Source organism: Stenotrophomonas sp. YJH_SMC_36 (assembly GCF_059369935.1).
Window position 1 is genome coordinate 321268 of the sequence record NZ_JCAFTD010000004.1, and the last position, 17763, is coordinate 339030.

Consider the following 17763-nt stretch of genomic DNA (forward strand, 5'->3'; position numbering starts at 1 on the left):
ATTCCCGCGGCAGTCCCCTTGTGCGCATCGCACACGCGGCCGCGGCGCGACCCACACGGTATGATGCCGCGTTTCCTGCTCCCCCTCCCCATGCTCGCTTCCTACTCCTCCGCCATCATCTGGTCGGCGGTGGCGCTCGCCACCGTGGGTCTGCTGTTCCGTCCTTTCCGCCTGCCCGAGTATGTCTGGGCCGTCGTGGCGGCGGCGCTGCTGCCGCTGACCGGTGTGATGCAGGTCGGCACGGTCCTCGGCGCGGTCGCCGAAGGCGGTGATGTCTATCTGTTCCTGGTTGGGATGATGGTTCTGGCAGAGCTCGCGCGGCGGGAAGGCCTGTTCGACTGGCTGGCGCTGTACGCGGTGCGGCACGCGGGGGGCTCCGGGCGGCGGCTGTTCGACCTGGTGTTCCTGGTGGGCACGCTGGTGACGGTATTCCTCTCCAACGACGCGACCGCGGTCGTGCTGACCCCTGCGGTCTATGCCGCGTGCAGGGCGGCCCGCGCCAATCCTCTGCCCTACCTGTTCGTCTGTGCGTTCATCGCCAATGCGGCAAGCTTCGTGCTGCCCATCTCCAATCCGGCCAATCTGGTGGTGTATGGCAGGCACATGCCACCGCTGCAGCAGTGGCTGGCGCAGTTCGCGTTGCCGTCGCTGGCGGCGATCGGTGCGACCTACCTGGTCCTGCGCTGGGTGCACCGCCGCGAGATCGCGCAGCCACTGGCCCCGGCGCCGGAACATCGCCCCCTGTCTGCTGGCGGTCGCCTGAGTGCTTACGGCGTGCTGTTCACCGGCTCAGCGCTGCTGGTGACGTCGGCGTTGAACGGCCCGCTGGGTCTGGTGACCTTCTGCGCAGGCAGCGCGAGCGTCGTCGCCGTCGCCCTTCGCCAGCGCCAGAGTCCGCTGCCGCTGCTGCGCAACGTGTCCTGGGGCGTGCTGCCGCTGGTGGCAGGTCTGTTCGTTCTGGTCGAAGGCGTGGCACAGACCGGCGTGATACAGATGGCGGCCAGTGCGCTGGAGTCCCTTGCCCGCACCTCACCCCACCAGGCCGGGTGGCTGGCCGGCTCGGCCGCAGCCCTGCTCAGCAATCTCGCCAACAATCTGCCGGTGGGCCTGGCCGCAGGCTCACTGGGGCAGATGGCCGACCTGCCAGCGCAGACGCGCGCGGCACTGCTGATTGGTGTGGACCTCGGCCCGAATCTGTCGGTGGCCGGTTCGCTGGCGACCCTGCTGTGGTTGGTGGCCCTGCGTCGCGAAGGCGAACATGTCAGCGGGCTCGACTTCCTGCGCATCGGCGTACTGGTGATGCCGCCCGCGCTGCTTGGGGCATTGCTGCTGCTCTGAGCCATCGCTGGCCCGGCACAGGGTTCAGTGCGGCTGCCTGCGCGAGCGGAACGCCGCCACCTTCATGCGGTTTCCGCACTGGGCCATGCTGCACCAGCGCCGCCAGTCACTTCACATGGTGAACCACGGTACTCGGCCATAGTGGCCGGAGTTCGTCATCATGTTGAGCGTTCATGGCAGCAGTCCGCGCGCACCTCAAGCATTTGCCTCGCCGGTGGCGCACAGCGCTCTACATCCTGCTCGGCCTCTACGCAGCCTATCTGTTGGCGGGCAACGTCTTCCTCAACACGCCGCTGTTCGACAACGTCACCAACCGCAAGCCGCAGAAGTTCGTGATGACCACGGGCCCGGCGATCACACTGGTGCCGGGCCACGTGATCGCCTGGAACGTGCACATGCGCGGCCACGTCAACCACACGGTCTATGTGCTGCATGCGGAACGTGCCAGTGCGCGCCTTGCCCTCCTCCCCCTGTTCCGGCGCGAAGTCCGGGTGCCGCGGCTGCAGGCGACCGGTGTTTCGGCCGACGTCAGTCGCGTCGATCAGGTCGTCCCCTCGCCCCCCCGCGGCACCCGCGGGTGGACGCTGCGCTTCAACGCCATCCATAGCGACAGCATCCGCAGTGCCCGGCTGGGCAAGCTGCTGATCATCGGCAAGGGAGCCGGAACGGTCGGTTTCCTCAAGCAACTGCGCGGCGGTCCGTCGGAACTGTTCGATTCCCAGGTCCGCTTCGATGCCGCCGACGTCAGTTATGACGGCGTCCAGCTGCTGGGGGACACAGAACTCACGTCCCGCTTCAGCTATCCCCGCCATTTCCGCGACCAGGCGCCCGGCTTGGCCAAACTGGGCCTGTTGCGGGCTGCGCTCAAGGTCAACGCACGAAGCCAGGGGCTGCGCCTGGATACCGCCCTGGCGCAGCCGCGGATCGCCAGTGCCCCGGTGCCGGGGCGACTGCAGATGGACATCCGCATGGACCATGGACGCCTGCAGCCCGGCAGCCACGCGCTGTGGCACGTGCCCCTGCTGCTCGGTGACGGCGCTCCCGGCCGTGGCGTTCTGGCCCTGCAGCTCAACACCGCCGACGACATTCGGCTGCAGGCCCGGCTGCCTCCCAAGGAAGGAACGGGCGCAGCGCTGGACGCCGATCTGCGGATTGCTGGCCGTGAGATTCCTTTCCGCCAGATCGACCAGTTGATCGAACGGACCTCGGGAACGGTGCGCGGCGAGTGGACCTTCACCTCACTCAACTGGATCCCCGCGCTGTTCGTTCGCAAACCCTGGCTGCAGCTCGATGGCGGCGGCGTCCTGCAGGCGGATCTGAAGCTCCGCAACGGTGAACTGGTGGCGGGCAGCACGGTCGACATTCCCTCCGCCAAAGCGGTTGCCGGTATTGCCGGCGTGACGATGGCGGGCACGGCCAGCGCGCATGGTGAGCTCAAGGACGGATCGCCCACCCGCGCCGAGCTGTCGGTACGCCTGCCCCGCTTCACTGCCAACCCGACGGACGCGCCGCGCACACGGCTGTTCGATGGCCGCGATCTGCAGGTGACGCTGAGCGGTGACGGCCGTATCCGCGAGCTGCGCAACGGTGTGCGCGCGCACCTGCGTTTCAGTGACGCCACCATTCCGGACCTGGCGGCCTACAACCGCTATCTGGGCACGGACCAGGTACGGCTGCTCGGCGGCACCGGCCAGGTGAGCGGCGACATTCGGCTGGACACCAATGGTCGCATCGGCCAGGGCAGCGCCCGCCTGCTCGGCCGGCAGGCGCGTGCGCAGGTCGCGGGGCTGTCACTGGCCGGCGACGTGCAGCTGGATGCAGCCCTGCGCCGCGGCAACTTCACCGACCGCCATTTCGACGTCTCGGGCAGCACCGTCGAGCTGCGCAACATCCAGATGGCCGGTGTCGCACGCAAGACCCCGTGGCGCGGACGTATCGACATCCAGTCCGGGCGCATCGATGCACAGTCGCCGTTCCAGGTGGACGCACGTGGCGCCGTGGCAATGAGCGACGCCTCGCCCCTGCTGGCGGTGTTTGCCGAGCGCGGCGACTATCCGCGCTGGGTGCTGTCGCTGCTCGACGCTGGCCAGGTCGATGCGCAGACCACACTGCGCTGGCGGCCGGGGCATCTCACCCTGGACGAGCTGACTGCGGAGAATGACCGGTGGTCCGTCCGCGCCCGCCTCGATCTTCCCGGTCAGCACAAGCGCGGCGATCTCTATCTGCGCTGGGGCGTGCTCGGCGCCGGCCTCGAGCTCGACGGCGAGCAGCGCCGCTGGCACCTGGCAAAGGCCCGCGAGTGGTTTGATGAGCGCCCCTCCCTGCTGCCCGCCTCGGCGGCACCTGCGCAACAAGCGCCTGGGGACTGACGGCCGGCGCTGCATCCAAACGTGCCACTCGTTCGTATTGGTTCGAGACCCACGCGAGGATGCCCGATGAAACGAACAACGCAGGCCCTTGGACTGGCCGGCTGGCTTACGCTGACCTTCGTGGCAGCGGCGATTGGCGCACGGGCCTCGATCTCGGCATCGGACTTCTACTCCACCCTGTCGCTGCCCGCGTGGGCGCCTCCCGCCGGGCTGTTCGGACCGGTCTGGACGGTGTTGTACGCGCTGATGGCAGTGGCCGCGTGGCTGGTCTGGCGCGAGAAGGAACGGCGCCCCAACACGGTGGCATTGGTGCTCTACGTCGTGCAGCTGGCAGCCAACACCGCATGGAGCTGGCTGTTCTTTGGATGGAAACAGGGTGCGCTCGCCTTCGTGGATATCCTGGCCCTGCTGGCGCTCATCATCGCCACCGTGATTGCCTTCGCGCGCATCCGGACGCTGGCGGCGATCCTGCTACTGCCCTATCTGCTGTGGGTAGGGTTCGCCGCCGTACTCAACTACGCGGTGTGGCAGGCCAACCCCGGGGCCCTGTAAGGCGGTGCGCGCTTCAGGCGGTTGCTTCAGGCGCAGGCTGCCAGCTGCGCAGGGTCGCGCCCTTCAGCGACTGCTGCCCGCAGCCGGTCGGGCAGCGCAGCACGCGGATGGCCGACATACTGACCAGGCCCTGCCCCTCCACCGCCTTGAACACCGTCTCGCAGCGCAGGCAGCGTGCCACCATGGAATACAGGTGAACGATGCGGCGGGTGCCGGGGTCCTGCAGAAGATCCACATCCAGCAGCTGGAACTGGCAGCTGTCCGGCATCGCGCGCATGGAGTGGGACGTGTTCGGGGGTGTGTGCAGGTTCACGACGGAGCGCCAGTGGAAGTGTCCTGCGTACGTTATGGAAACCGGCGTGCAGCGGGTGTGCAGTGCACATGCAGTGACCGCGAAATCTTGTGCGGGCCGCGGACCGATTCTGCTAGGGTGCCGCAGATGCACAGTCCATTGCCGTCCTCCGATCCACCCGCCCGCTGCCAGCAGTCTGCCGGTAGTCCGTTGAGCGTGTACCTGAGGGACGCCACGCGGTCGGTGCACGGCAGCCTCGATGCGTTCCTGATCGGGCAACGCCTGTTCGAATCCACATTGCGCTACGGGCGCTTTCTCCAGGTCCAATGGCATTTCCACCACGCCGCCGCGCCGCTGTACATGGACGGGCTGATGCTTCCGGCAACGGCACGACTGCAGCTGGTTGAACAGGATCTGCTGGATATGGGCGCCCCGCTGCCACGCGCGCATGCCTGGCGTCCCAGGCTGCAGCACGCATCCCGTGCGTCGGCATTGGGTTGGCTGTATACCGTCGAGGGTTCTGCCCTGGGTTCGGCTGTCCTGCTCAAGTACGCCGCCGCGCTGGGGCTGGGTGCCGGCCATGGCGCCCGTCACCTTGCACCTTCGCCTGCAGGCGTGGCCGAGCAATGGCGGATCACCCGCGCGCATCTGGATGCGGAACCCCTCACGCAGCAGCAACGCCAGCAGGCCTGCAGCGCGGCTCAACAGGCGTTTGCATTCGTGCGGCGTTGCGCAGCTGAAGTGTTCAGCAATGCGTGAACAGGCATTCACATCGTCCGGACGGTATGCGGCCGCAGCATTTTCCGTCACCATTCCATTCCGCCCGGCCCGTCACGAATCATGAGTACCGCCCTTGATGCCTTCCGCTGATCGCACCTGGAACGATGCACTGTCGGACTGTGCGCGGGAACCCATCCACACACCGGGCGCCATCCAGCCCTACGGCGTGCTGCTGGTGCTGGATCCGCTGACGCTGCTGGTGCGGGAATGTGCCGTTAGCCAGCCCATCGCGCTGCGCCAGTACGGTGATCCGTTGATGCAGCATGTCGAGAACGCACTGGGCGGTGTGATCGGCCCCTTCGTACATCGCCTGCGGCACATCGCACCCGGCGGCACGCTGCACCTGGGCGCGGTCCACCTGGATGGGCTGGGGCGCCACCAGTTGCTCGCGCATCGTTCAGATGACGATCTTCTGATCGAACTGGAAGCCCCCGTTGCCGGTCAACCCGCCTCGCTGGAGGAGCTGTACCCCGCGATCCGCGAACTGATGCTCGCCATCGAGGGGGCCGCGACGGTCGAGGATCTCTGCCAGCTGGCGGCTGCGCACATACGCAGGATCGCCGGATTCGACCGTACCCTCGTCTACCAGTTCGACGCCGGCTGGAATGGAACCGTCGTGGCCGAAGATGGCAACGGCATCCTGCCTTCGTATCTTGATCTGCGCTTCCCGGAATCGGATATTCCGGCGCAGGCGCGCGCCCTGTATCTGCATAACCGGGTGCGGCTGATCGCCGATTGCGATTACACGCCCGTGCCCCTGGTGCGGGCCGGGCATCATCGCCAGGCCCCGCCCACCGACCTGAGCCTTTCCACGCTCCGCAGCGTCTCGCCGGTGCACCTGCAGTACATGCGCAACATGGGCACGGCGGCATCGATGTCGGTCTCGCTGATCCACGAGGGACAGCTGTGGGGGCTGGTGTCGTGCCACAGCGCACAGCCGCGCCGGCTGCCCTATCACGTGCGCACGGCCTGCGAGTTCATGGGGCAGATCCTGTCGCTGCAGATCGCACTGAAGCAGCGCGCACGCGCCGTTGAGGAACGGGTCGGGCGCCGGTCCTTGCTGGTCAAGCTGCTGGGCCGCATGGCCGGCGACGAGGACTTCATGGCCGCGCTCCGCCGGGACCCTGACAGCCTGCTTTCACTGACCGGCGCGCAGGGCGCGGCCATCGTGCACAGGAACGACTGCATGCGCCTGGGCCAATGCCCCGGGAATCCGGAGGTACTTGCGCTGGCACAGTGGCTCGCGACCGCGCACGTGGGCGAGGAAATGTACGTCACCGATCATCTGACCGCGGCCTGGCCGCCTGCGGAGCAGTTCAGCGATGTTGCCAGCGGCGTGATCGCCGTATCCATCTCCCAGCTGCATGACAGCTACCTGATGTGGTTCCGCCCAGAGGTGGTACGCACGGTCAGATGGGGTGGCGATCCACGCAAGAGCGCAGGCGGCAGCGACGCCCTGTCGCCACGGCATTCCTTCGAGGCATGGAAAGAGACCGTGCAGCAGCGCAGCCTGCCGTGGAACGAGGCCGACTGCGATGCGGCGCTCGAGATGCGCAACGCCATCGTCGACATCGTGCTGCGCAAGGCGGAAGAGATGGCCGAACTGAACGAGCAGCTGATGCGCAGCAACAAGGAGCTGGAGGCGTTCTCGTATTCCATCAGCCATGATCTGCGCGCCCCGTTCCGGCATATCGTGGGCTATTCCGAACTGCTGGGCAGCTCGGCAGCCGAGCGCTTGAACGAGACCGAGCGGCGTTTCCTCGACACCATCGTCGATTCGGCCAAATCGGCCGGCACGCTGGTGGATGATCTTCTGAGCTTCTCCCAGATGGGCCGCTCGACGCTGGGTCGCGCACGCATCGACATGGCAGCCATGGTGGAGGATGTGCGGAAGATGCTGGAGTTCGAATACCACGGACGCGACGTCCACTGGCAGATCGGGGACCTGCCCCCGGTTGAGGCCGACCCCACCATGATGCGCCTGGTCTGGCAGAACCTGCTGTCCAATGCAGTGAAGTTCACCCGCGAGCGCACGCACGCGGTGATCGCAGTGGCGCACGAGCGCTCGGAAAGCGAGGACGTCTTCACTGTGCGCGACAACGGCTGCGGCTTCGACATGCGCTATGTGGACAAGCTGTTCGGCGTGTTCCAGCGGCTGCACCATGTCGAGGAATTCGAAGGTACCGGCATCGGCCTGGCCAACGTGCGCCGCATCATCGGCCGCCATGGCGGCCGCACCTGGGCCGAGGGCGAGCCGGGCAAAGGCGCCACCCTCCATTTCACCCTGCCCCTGCATTCTGGAGATGTTCAATGAGGGACCTGCGGCCGATCCTGCTTGTCGAGGACAGCCCCAAGGATGCTGAGTTGACCCTGGCCGCGCTGTCGCGTTGCCAGCTGCTCAATGATGTCATCCATGTGCGTGACGGCGCCGAGGCGCTGGACTATCTGCGATGCGAGGGCGCCTTTTCCGGTGCCCGCCATGGCGGCCCCGTGGTCGTGCTGCTCGATCTCAAGCTGCCGAAGGTCAATGGACTGGAGGTGCTCGAGCAGGTTCGTGGCGATCCCGTTCTCAGCAGCACCCCGATCGTGATGCTGACCTCGTCGCGGGAGGAGCAGGATCTGATCCGCAGCTATGAACTGGGGGTCAACGCGTTCGTGGTCAAGCCCGTCGATTTCAAGGAATTCTTCGACGCGATCCAGGGTCTTGGCATGTTCTGGGGAATCACCAATCAACCACCGCCGCATCGCCCGAACGGCTCGGGACACCACCATGGGTGATATCACCGACCACGGCGAGCGCCTGCGCATCCTCATGCTGGAGGACAGCGCACTCGATGCGGAGCTGATCTCCGCCCAGCTGCTGCGGGCCGGCCTGGATTTCGAGGCGGAGCGCGTATGGACGCGTCGGGGCTTCCTCGATGCCATCGACAGCGGCACGCATGACGTCATCCTCGCCGATCATGTATTGCCCGGCTTCGATGGCGATGCGGCCCTGGCCCTGGCGCGCGAACGCGTCCCCCATACGCCGTTCATTTTTGTTTCCGGCACGCTTACCGAAGAACTGGCGGTGCAGGCCCTGACCCGTGGCGCGCGCGACTACGTGGTGAAGCAGCGGCTGCAACGACTGCCGGACGCGATACGGCGTGCACGGCAGGAGGCCCACGAGCGTGGCGAGCTGGCCCAGGCCCAGGCGGCGCTGAATGACAGCCAGGCGCAGTTGCAGCAGATCACCGACGTGGTTCCGGCGCTGATCGCGCAGTTCGATCACGAACACCGCTTCCGCTTCGCCAACCGTGCGTTTCTCGACTGGCACGGGGTAAGCCTGGCCGAGCTGCAGGGACGGACTGCGCGCGAGATCAGCGGGATTTCAGCCTTCGAGGAGGCGCTGCCCAGCCTGCAGCAGGTCCTCCAGGGAGAGCGCGCCAACTTCCAGGCACGTCTTGCCCATCGCAGCGGTGAGACACGCTTCGTACAGATGGACTGCGTACCGGAGCGCGCAGCCGATGGCCGCGTGGTCGGCTACATCTGCGTGGGCAGCGACGTTTCCCAGCTCAAGCGCGCCGAACTGGCCCTGCGCGAGGACAACCAGTCGCTGGAGCGGCAGGTTCAGGCGCGCACCGCCGAGCTCCGGGCCAGCAAGCGACGTCTGCAGTCCATCTTCGAGTCCAGCTTCCAGCATCAGGTGCTGCTTGACCTGTCCGGGCGTGTCGTCGACGCCAACGTCGCCTCGCTGGCCGCGGTGCTGGCCGAGAAGGCGCACGTTGTGGATACCCCCTACTGGCAGACGCCCTGGTTCACCAGCACGCCCGGAATGAGCGAGGTGATCGACAAGGCGGTTGCCGATGCCGTACGTGGGCGCAGCTCCCTGCACTCGCTCGAACTGGAGCTGCCCACCGGTCGGCGAAGTTTCGACGTTTCATTCCGTCCGTTGCAGGACGGCGCCGGCGAGGTCACCGCGGTGGTGTCCGAAGCCGTGGAGACCACCGCACGACTACAGGCAGAGCATGCACTCCGGCAGGCGCAGAAGATCGAGGCCGTCGGGCAGCTGACCGGCGGCATCGCCCATGACTTCAACAACATCCTGACGGTCATCTCCGGCAACGTCGAGCACGCGATGCTGTTGAGCGGCCATCCTGGAGCGTCGGCCGAGGCGACCACACGCGCACTGGACAACGCCCTGAAGGGCGTCTCGCGCGCGGCAAGCCTGACCCAGCGGCTGCTGGCCTTCGCGCGCCGCCAGCCCCTGCGCAGCCAGGCCGTCAACCTCAACGACTGCATGCTCGGAATGCAGGACATGCTGCAGCGGGCGCTGGGCGAGCTGGTGCGACTGGAGATCAGCACGGCTGCCGGCATCTGGTGCGTGGAACTGGACGTCGCGCAGCTGGAGGCCTCCGTGCTCAACCTCGCGGTGAATGCACGCGATGCGATGCCCAGCGGCGGCCGGCTGAAGGTCGAGATCGACAACAGCCATCTCGACGGCGACTATGCCGCCCTGTTCCCCGATGCGGCTCCGGGCGAGTACGTGATGCTGCGCGTCCGCGACAACGGCCACGGCATGCCGGCCGATACGCTGGCGCGGGTGTTCGAGCCGTTCTTCACCACGAAACAGGTGGGGCGTGGCACGGGCCTGGGGCTCTCCATGGTGCATGGTTTCGTCAAGCAGTCCGGCGGCCACGTCCTGATCGACTCCGTGGAGGGCGGAGGAACCAGCATCACCATGATGTTCCCGCGCTCGCCGCTGCCACTGCCCTGTGAATCTCCCGCGCCGGCAGCGGGCCTGGCCGGCTATGAACAGCGCGGCGAGACCATCCTGGTCGCTGAAGACAATGACGATGTCCGCGCATACACCGTCGACGCCCTGCGCCAGCTGGGCTACCGCGTGCTGGAGGCACATGACGGGCCGTCCGCGCTGCGCCTGCTGGAACGCCCGGACGCGCGCATCGATCTGCTGTTCTCCGATATCGTGATGCCCGGCATGTCCGGCTGGGAACTGGGTCGCGAAGTCCGGGAGCGCTGGCCTGAGGTGGCGATTCTGTTCACATCCGGCTATCCGCGCGATCATGACGCCCCCGGGGGCGCGGGCCGCTCTGCGGCGCTGCTGAGCAAGCCATTCACGCGCGCCGATCTGGCCGAATCGATCCGCGGCGTGCTGGCGTCCTCCAGCTGACGGACCGGGGCGCGCGCCGGCTCAGGGGCCTTGCCTGGTTCCGAGCCGGTTGATCTGCGCGCACTCAACGACGCCCGGCGGCTGTGGCATGTCGGCCAGTGCAACCATCGCCCGCCCCAGGGCCAGATTGCTGGTCGCGATGGAAGGGGCCATGCGTGCGACCAGCCCCAGCACCGGGGCGCCGACACCATAGAGTGGCTTCATCCACGAATGCACCGTGCCTGTACCTGCAACAGGCTGGACACCGCCTGGTCGCAACATCACCGTACGGATCGGCAAGCGGGCCAGCGCCTGTTCGGTCTGCCCCTTCACCCGCAATGGCATGATGCGGCTCTGCGGATCAGCATGCGCCCCGGACACGTACAGGAAGCGCCCCTGCGGACATGCCTGGGCGAACGCCGAAGCCACGGCAAGCGTGGCATCGAAGGTCACCGCGCGGTACTCGGCTTCGCGGGTTCCCACCGGCGGCGCTCCGGCGCAGTAAAGGCAGGCGTCGAATCCCGAAAACAGGTCCACACTGCCGGCGGCCTGCCGGAAATCGGCGAGCAGCAGTTCGGCGACCTGCTGCCCCGGCCGGCTGCCCGGCCTGCGGACCAGTGCCGTGACACGCTGCACCCGGGGCGATTCCAGGCAGGCCAGGACAACGCCCTGCCCCACCAGCCCTGTTGCACCGGCAACGAGCAGCTTCATGCGGCCAGGGGCGGCGTGACTGTCCACGGGGCTCAGAGTTTCACGAAACGCTGGATGCGGCGCGCCAGCCAACCACTGAACACCAGCGGGGCATCCAGCGCGGACACACAGATGCAGGGCACGCCCGGCGCCGTCACCGGCTGGTGCTCAACGTCCTCGTCAAGATCCGCGACATCGCCAGGCGCGAACAGGCCCAACGCATCGTTGTAGGAACCGCGCAGGATCTGCGTCAGTTCGCTCTGTCCGTGGCTGTGCATCGGCAGGTACTTTCCGGGGGCGATCTTCAGCATGATCAACGATGGCATCTGTTCGGCCCGGATGCAGTGCACGCCAGGCGCGATCCAGCGCCAACGCAGCGCTGCCAGTGACCTGCCGAAATACGGGTGCAGCGATGCCGGCAGGTAGTCCGGATCAGCCTCAGGCCGTTCATGCGGCACCTCCCGCGGCGATGATGGCTCGGCCGCTGCTGAGACCGCCTGCGAGGACAGATGGGCCAGCATGGCCTCGCGCAGGGCGTCCCGGCGGTCTTCGGCAAGCGCAGGCTGGGTGTGTTCCAGCAGCGCCGAACCGATCGCCTCAGCCTCCCGCAGGCGCTGCCGGCACACCGGGCAGCGCTCCAGATGCGTGCCGGCGACGATGCTCAATGGCGCCGGCAGTGCGCCGGCTGCATAACTCATCAACGTCGATTCGTGCAGATGGTGGTGCGGGCTCATTGCGCACCTCCGATCCGCGACTGCAGGCGCAGGAATGCGCGGCGGAGATGCGACTTCACGGTCCCCAGCGGCATGCCCAGAATGGAGGCGATCTCACCGTGGCTCTTGGCCTCGAAGTAAGACATACGGACCATGCGCGCCTGCACGGCCGGCAGTTCGTTGATGCGCTGGCGCAGCCGTGCATGGTCGGCAAACTGCTCGGCGCTGCTGCGCTCGACCAGGTCCGCGGCAGCGGCCTCTTCGACGGCCGCCTGGACCTGCATCCAGCTGCGCTCGCGCCGGACCCGGTCGATATGCAGGTTGCGGGCGATCCGGTAGAGCCATGTACTCAGTGCCGCCTGCGCCGGATCGTAGTCTCCAGCGCGCAGCCACACCTTCAACAGGCATTCCTGCGCAAGCTCTTCAGCCACGGCATCCGGCACGCCGAGTCCGCGCAGATAGACGCACAACCTGGGCATGAAGTGGTCATAGATGCGCATGAAGCAGTCGCGGTCGCGCAACCGCGCCACCGCGTCCATGTCACCGGTCCAGTTCAGTGCGTCAGTGCTGGGCTGCTGGGAGCTGGACACGAGGCGGGCGGTGTCGAAGGGAACGGGAGGGCTGGCGGCGTCAGGGTACATCTGCGGTCGCGGCGGGCTGGTGAAGGTCTGTCCTGACTACGGGCCACGGGCCCGTTTGGATGCAGCACCGACCTGCATCCAGCAACGGCCCTGCCGCGTATGCCAGAACACATCCCGCCGGAGCGCCTTCGATGCGCCTCACCTTCCTGCTGCTGTACCTGCCCTGCCCCGCCCTCGCGGCCACCCTGCTGCACAACGAGGGCGTCGCCACCCTGCCGGATGGCCGGGTGGCCTACCGCGAGATGCATTGGCAGCGGGGCGCCACGGAAGGCGCCGAGCGCTGGGTCCAGTACCTGTGCCCGGACGGCCAGCCCTTTGCAAGAAAACACATGGCGGCCACGGATCGACCGCTGGCGCGCGGCTACCGGCTGCTCGACCAGCGCTCCGGTCAGCAGGCTGACGTGGAGATGTCCAGCGATACAGTCCGCATCTCGTGGAAGGAGAGTGCCTCGTCCACATCGCGGCAGGCACGCCTGCCAGCGCCTGCCGGTGCAGTCGTCGATGCCGGCTTCGATGCGGCCGTGCGCCAGCACTGGACACCGCTGCTGCAGGGAGCCGAGGTGACCCTGCCCTTTCTCGTCCCCGGGCGCCAGCGCTTCTATCCGGTCAAGGTCAGCTGGCGTGGTGCGAACCGCTGGCGCGGGCTGGCTGCACAGTCATTCGAGGTCCAGCTGGACACCTGGTATGGCGGCGTGGCCCCACGCCTGTCACTGGTCTACGCCGAGGCCGATCGTCGCCTGCTGGAGTTCCGCGGCACCAGCAACCTGCGCGATGCACGTGGCACTTACCCCGCCGTGGTGGTGCGCTTCGACAGCCCGCCTGCGCCCCAGCCGGACAGCCAGTGGCAGCAGGCGTGGGCGCGGCCTCTGGTCGCCGGGTGCGCCGTTACGGCGAAGTGAAGACAAACAGGAAGACGAAGAATCTGCAACGAGGCGCATCCATTTCCCGCCCTGCTGCGTAGAGAAACACACGCCTCTCTCGAGATCCGCCCCATGGCTTCCGCAGCGCCCCTCCGCAGCCGACGCGAACGCCTTCTGAGCACCCTCCGGCGCTGGTTCGACGCCGGCACTGCAATGGACACCGACAGCGGGCGTGCGGATCGGATCGACTGGCTGCGCGCGGTGCCATTCGCACTGATGCACCTGGCCTGCCTCGGCGTGATCTGGGTGGGGGTGTCCTGGATCGCCGTGGCCGTGGCAGCTGCGCTCTACGCGATCAGGATGTTTGCGATCACCGCGTTCTATCACCGCTACTTCTCGCATCGAACCTTCCAGGCGCCGCGCTGGGTGCAGTTCGTATTCGCGGTGATCGGCGCTTCCAGCGTGCAGCGCGGCCCGCTGTGGTGGGCCGCGCACCATCGGCATCACCACCGCCACGCCGACCAGCCGCAGGACCCCCATTCCCCACGCCAGCGCGGATTCTGGCGCAGTCACATGGGCTGGTTCCTGACCCGCGAGGCGTTCACCACCGACCTTGCCCGGGTGCCTGATCTGGCCCGGTTCCCGGAACTGCGCTGGCTGGACCGCTTCGACATCGCAGTGCCGGTACTGCTGGCGGCAGGCCTTTATGCACTGGGCGAACTGCTCGAACGGGCAGCGCCCGGCCTGCACACGTCCGGGCCGCAGCTTCTGGTCTGGGGCTTCTTCGTTTCCACCGTCGTCCTGTTCCATGCCACGGTCACCATCAACTCGCTGGCGCATCGCTTCGGCCGGCGCCGCTTCGATACCCGTGACGACAGCCGCAACAATCTGTGGCTGGCACTGCTGACCTTCGGCGAGGGTTGGCACAACAATCATCACTTCTTTCCCGGCTCGGTCAGGCAGGGCTTCCGCTGGTGGGAGGTGGACATGACCTGGTACGGGCTGCGCGCAATGGCCGCCCTGCGGCTGGTCAGCGGGCTCAAACCCATCCCTGCGTGGGTCCTGGACAAGGCGAGATACTGACATGCGCATCGCAGTCATCGGCTCGGGAATCTCTGGTCTGGCCAGTGCATGGTGGCTGGACGGCGAACATGACGTCACGTTGTTCGAGGCCAACGACTATCTCGGCGGACACACCCACACCCACGACATCGAGCTGGGCGGGACGCGGATGGCTGTGGACACCGGGTTCATCGTGTTCAATCCGCTGCACTATCCGCTGCTGAGCGCGCTGTTCGACGAGCTGGGCGTCACCTCGCAGCCCACCACCATGAGTTTCTCCATGCACAGCGAGCGTTCGGGCGTGGAGTACAACGCCACCTCGCTGGACGGCCTGTTCTGCCAGCGACGCAACCTCGTTTCGCCGCGCTTCTGGGGAATGCTCTCCGACCTGCGGCGCTTCTATCGCGATGCGCCGCTGCTGCTGGCCGAGCGGGAAGGCCCAACGCTGGGCGACTACCTGCGCAGCCAGCGCTATGGCAAGGCCTTCGTCGACGAGCATCTGCTGCCGATGGCGTCGGCGTTGTGGTCGTCGCCGACGGCGACCGTCCTGGACTTCCCCGCACGCTACCTGGCCCAGTTCATGGCCAACCACCAGATGCTGCAGATGACCGGCCGCGCGCCGTGGCGCGTGGTGGAAGGTGGCTCGGCGCGCTACGTGGACGCCCTGCGCCACCGCTGGCGGGTGCACGAGCGCCTGGAGTGTCCCGTCCTCGCCGTCGAGCGGATGCCCTGGGGCGCGCGCGTGCACAGCGCTGCGGGCGTGGAAGGATTCGATGAAGTGATTCTCGCCTGCCACAGCAACCAGGCGCTGGCGCTGCTGGCCGATGCCGATCCGATCGAGCGTGACGTACTCGGTGCCATCCGCTACCAGCCCAACGATGTCGTACTGCACACCGATGCATCCCTGCTGCCCCGTAACCGCAAGGCATGGGCTGCATGGAACGCGCATGTGCCGCGCGACCCCGCCGCCCCCTGCACCGTGAGCTACTGCATGAACCTGCTGCAGGGACTGCCCGGCGACATCCCGCTGGTGGTGACGCTCAACCGCACCGAGGCGATCGACCCACGCCGCATACTGCGCCGCATGAGCTATGCACACCCGGTGCACGATCATGCTGCAGTCCGAGCCCAGCAGCGCTGGGCCGACGTACAGGGCCGCCGCCACACCTGGTTTGCCGGAGCCTACTGGGGGTGGGGTTTCCACGAAGATGGCATCCGCAGTGCCCGTCGTGTCGTCGACGCAATGCGGACCTGTTCGCCACAGCCACGTCCCATGACACAGGACGAGGCCGCCGCATGAGCGCCAGCGCCCTCTACTTCGGCCACGTGATACACCGCAGGCACCAGCCGCACGCGCACGCCTTCCGCTACCCGGTCGCGCAGCTGCTGCTTGATCTCGACGAGCTGGACACGATCTTTGCCGGACGATGGCTGTGGTCCTTGAACCGCCGCAATCTGGCGGAGTTCCGGCGCAGCGACTACTTCGGTGACCCCTCGATGCCGCTTCCCGAGGCGGTCCGCCGCCATGTCGCAGGCGTGCGGGGTCATCGCCCGGCAGGCCCCATCCGCCTGCTGACCCATCTGCGCTTCGGCGGGCACGTCTTCAACCCGGTCAGTTTCTATTACTGCTACCAGCCTGACGGCAGCACACTGGACTGCATCGTGGCCGACATCACCAATACGCCCTGGAAAGAGCGCCACGCCTACGTCCTGTCAGTGGCAGAAGCGGCCAGCGAGCCGGGCTCACTGCGCTGGCAGTTCCAGAAGCGCTTCCATGTGTCGCCCTTCATGGCGATGGACTGCACCTACGACTGGCGGTTCAGCACGCCCGGCGAGGACCTCAGGGTCCACATGCAGGTTCTGCAGGAGGGCGTGCGCCAGTTCGACGCCACGCAGCACATGCAGCGACGACCGCTGGACGGGCGCGGCCTGGCGAAGGTGCTCACCCTGTATCCCTTGATGACCGTGCAGGTCGTTGCGGCGATTCACTGGCATGCGCTGCGGTTGTGGCTCAAGCGCAACCCGGTCCATGACCACCCCTCACTTGCCGGAAAACCGCGATGAACGAGATGACTCCATCGGCAGCCATGCCCCGGGCCGGCGCGCTCGACGCATACCTGCGCCAACGCCTGCTGTCCCAGCTTGCGCCGCTGCGCGAAGGCCAGCTGCGGGTACGCGATGCCCTCGGCGAAACACTGCTGGGCGACGCTGCGGGGGAACTGCATGTCACTGTGACCATCGATGACCCGGCGTTCTACCGCAAAGTCGCCGCACAAGGCAGCGTAGGCGCAGGCGAGAGCTACATCCATGGCGACTGGCAATGCGACGACCTGGTTGCGCTGGTATGCCTGCTGGTGCGCAACCGCGATCTGCTGGACGGCATGGAACGTGGCCCGGCGCGCATCGGCGGCTGGCTGCTGCGCGGCTGGAACCGGCTGCGCCGCAACAGCCGCGAAGGCAGCCGACGCAACATCGCGGCTCACTACGATCTCGGCAACGACTTCTTCGCCCTGTTCCTGTCAACGGACCTGATGTATTCATCGGCACTGTTCGCCAGCGAGCAGGACACGCTCGAGGACGCCTCGCGGCGCAAGCTCGATCGCATCTGCCAGCAGCTGCGCCTGGCACCCGGAGACCGGGTGGTCGAGATCGGCACGGGCTGGGGCGGATTCGCACTGCATGCCGCGCAGCATTACGGCTGCCATGTCACTACCACCACGATCTCCGCCGAGCAGCATGCGCTGGCCACGGCACGGGTGCGCGCCGCGGGTCTGGAGGATCGCATCACCCTGCTGATGAAGGACTATCGCGACCTCGACGGGCAGTACGACAAGCTGGTCTCGATCGAGATGATCGAAGCGATCGGCGCCCAGTATCTGGACACCTACATTGCCACCCTGCAACGGCTGCTCAAGCCGGACGGGCTGGCCCTGCTGCAGGCGATCACCATTGAAGACCACCGCTACGAGCAGGCGCGCCGAAGCGTGGACTACATCAAACGCCACGTGTTCCCCGGCAGCTTCATCCCTTCCATCAACGCGATCATGGCCGCCAAGACCCGTGCCAGCGATCTGCAGCTGCTGGCGCAGCAGGACTTCGGTCATTCCTATGCGCTCACGCTGCGGGCGTGGCGCCAGCGATTCCTCGCACAGCTTCCCGCAGTGCATGCGCAGGGGTTCGACGCCCGGTTCTGCCGTCTGTGGGAGTTCTACCTGGCCTACTGCGAGGGCGGCTTCCTGGAACGTTCGATCGGCGTTTCACACCTGCTGCTGGCACGCCCCGGCCATCGGGGCAGCGCGCACGCCAGAGGCGCACACTGA

General features: G+C 67.0%; 16 protein-coding genes and 1 pseudogene. 12 read left to right on the forward strand and 5 right to left on the reverse strand.

Going from position 1 to position 17763, the window contains the following annotated elements; all coding sequences use genetic code 11:
• Positions 1 to 90 precede the first annotated feature (90 nt).
• On the forward strand, positions 91 to 1338 hold the full coding sequence (locus AC5P76_RS10015) for an arsenic transporter (protein WP_111186975.1): 1248 nt from the start codon (positions 91 to 93) through the stop codon (positions 1336 to 1338).
• A 24-nt stretch (positions 1339 to 1362) separates the two neighbouring features.
• Here AC5P76_RS10015 and AC5P76_RS10020 read toward each other — a convergent pair.
• A pseudogene (locus tag AC5P76_RS10020) lies at positions 1363 to 1434 on the reverse strand (CGNR zinc finger domain-containing protein); the annotation flags it as partial.
• A 77-nt stretch (positions 1435 to 1511) separates the two neighbouring features.
• On the opposite strand from AC5P76_RS10020, the gene AC5P76_RS10025 reads away from it, so the two are divergent.
• Together AC5P76_RS10025 and AC5P76_RS10030 are read left to right on the forward strand one after the other, a co-directional pair.
• Entirely contained in the window at positions 1512 to 3707 is a 2196-nt protein-coding gene (locus tag AC5P76_RS10025) for a translocation/assembly module TamB domain-containing protein (protein WP_253118461.1), read from the forward strand.
• Positions 3708 to 3773: 66 nt separating this feature from the next.
• Positions 3774 to 4259: a TspO/MBR family protein gene (locus AC5P76_RS10030; protein WP_253118460.1), complete on the forward strand. Its 486-nt coding sequence runs from the start codon at positions 3774 to 3776 to the stop codon at positions 4257 to 4259.
• 13 nt (positions 4260 to 4272) lie between these two features.
• Here AC5P76_RS10030 and AC5P76_RS10035 read toward each other — a convergent pair whose 3' ends face one another.
• Entirely contained in the window at positions 4273 to 4572 is a 300-nt protein-coding gene (locus AC5P76_RS10035; RefSeq protein ID WP_065175681.1) for a hypothetical protein, read from the reverse strand.
• A 195-nt stretch (positions 4573 to 4767) separates the two neighbouring features.
• Here AC5P76_RS10035 and AC5P76_RS10040 point away from each other — a divergent pair, with 195 nt between their 5' ends.
• The 4 genes from AC5P76_RS10040 to AC5P76_RS10055 all read left to right on the forward strand — a co-directional run bounded on the left by AC5P76_RS10040 (position 4768) and on the right by AC5P76_RS10055 (position 10498).
• Positions 4768 to 5310, forward strand: a complete 543-nt coding sequence (locus AC5P76_RS10040) for a biliverdin-producing heme oxygenase (RefSeq protein ID WP_231107782.1) — start codon at positions 4768 to 4770, stop codon at positions 5308 to 5310.
• A gap of 97 nt (positions 5311 to 5407) precedes the next feature.
• Positions 5408 to 7645, forward strand: a complete 2238-nt coding sequence (locus tag AC5P76_RS10045; protein WP_065175683.1) for an ATP-binding protein — start codon at positions 5408 to 5410, stop codon at positions 7643 to 7645.
• Positions 7642 to 8109, forward strand: a complete 468-nt coding sequence (locus AC5P76_RS10050; protein WP_053518529.1) for a response regulator — start codon at positions 7642 to 7644, stop codon at positions 8107 to 8109. The genes AC5P76_RS10045 and AC5P76_RS10050 overlap by 4 nt, the downstream gene beginning before the upstream one ends.
• Positions 8102 to 10498 carry a response regulator gene (locus tag AC5P76_RS10055; protein ID WP_495222738.1) on the forward strand — a complete coding sequence of 799 codons (2397 nt, stop codon included), beginning with the start codon at positions 8102 to 8104 and terminating at the stop codon, positions 10496 to 10498. Before AC5P76_RS10050 ends, AC5P76_RS10055 begins: the two co-directional genes overlap by 8 nt.
• Before the next feature lie 21 nt (positions 10499 to 10519).
• Here the strand turns inward: AC5P76_RS10055 and AC5P76_RS10060 are convergent, their stop codons facing one another.
• Genes AC5P76_RS10060 through AC5P76_RS10070 form a run of 3 tightly spaced genes read right to left on the reverse strand, consistent with a single transcriptional unit; the run spans position 10520 to position 12521 of the window.
• Complete coding sequence (locus AC5P76_RS10060) at positions 10520 to 11188, reverse strand: NAD(P)H-binding protein (RefSeq protein ID WP_053518533.1); 669 nt, start codon at positions 11186 to 11188, stop codon at positions 10520 to 10522.
• Between the two features lie 32 nt (positions 11189 to 11220).
• Positions 11221 to 11901 (reverse strand): ChrR family anti-sigma-E factor, encoded by a 681-nt coding sequence (locus AC5P76_RS10065; RefSeq protein ID WP_253118458.1) that lies wholly within the window; start codon positions 11899 to 11901, stop codon positions 11221 to 11223.
• Positions 11898 to 12521 (reverse strand): sigma-70 family RNA polymerase sigma factor, encoded by a 624-nt coding sequence (locus AC5P76_RS10070; RefSeq protein ID WP_065182216.1) that lies wholly within the window; start codon positions 12519 to 12521, stop codon positions 11898 to 11900. Before AC5P76_RS10070 ends, AC5P76_RS10065 begins: the two co-directional genes overlap by 4 nt.
• Before the next feature lie 131 nt (positions 12522 to 12652).
• Between AC5P76_RS10070 and AC5P76_RS10075 the strand changes: the two genes are divergently transcribed.
• From AC5P76_RS10075 to AC5P76_RS10095, 5 genes are all read left to right on the forward strand, one after another.
• A complete protein-coding gene (locus AC5P76_RS10075; protein ID WP_253118457.1) occupies positions 12653 to 13420 on the forward strand; it encodes a hypothetical protein in 768 nt (255 codons plus the stop codon).
• A gap of 93 nt (positions 13421 to 13513) precedes the next feature.
• Positions 13514 to 14464 (forward strand): acyl-CoA desaturase, encoded by a 951-nt coding sequence (locus tag AC5P76_RS10080; RefSeq protein WP_253118456.1) that lies wholly within the window; start codon positions 13514 to 13516, stop codon positions 14462 to 14464.
• 1 nt (position 14465) lies between these two features.
• Positions 14466 to 15743 carry an NAD(P)/FAD-dependent oxidoreductase gene (locus tag AC5P76_RS10085; RefSeq protein WP_253118455.1) on the forward strand — a complete coding sequence of 426 codons (1278 nt, stop codon included), beginning with the start codon at positions 14466 to 14468 and terminating at the stop codon, positions 15741 to 15743.
• Positions 15740 to 16507 (forward strand): DUF1365 domain-containing protein, encoded by a 768-nt coding sequence (locus tag AC5P76_RS10090; protein ID WP_065182212.1) that lies wholly within the window; start codon positions 15740 to 15742, stop codon positions 16505 to 16507. The genes AC5P76_RS10085 and AC5P76_RS10090 overlap by 4 nt, the downstream gene beginning before the upstream one ends.
• Positions 16504 to 17763 carry an SAM-dependent methyltransferase gene (locus tag AC5P76_RS10095; RefSeq protein WP_253118454.1) on the forward strand — a complete coding sequence of 420 codons (1260 nt, stop codon included), beginning with the start codon at positions 16504 to 16506 and terminating at the stop codon, positions 17761 to 17763. The genes AC5P76_RS10090 and AC5P76_RS10095 overlap by 4 nt, the downstream gene beginning before the upstream one ends.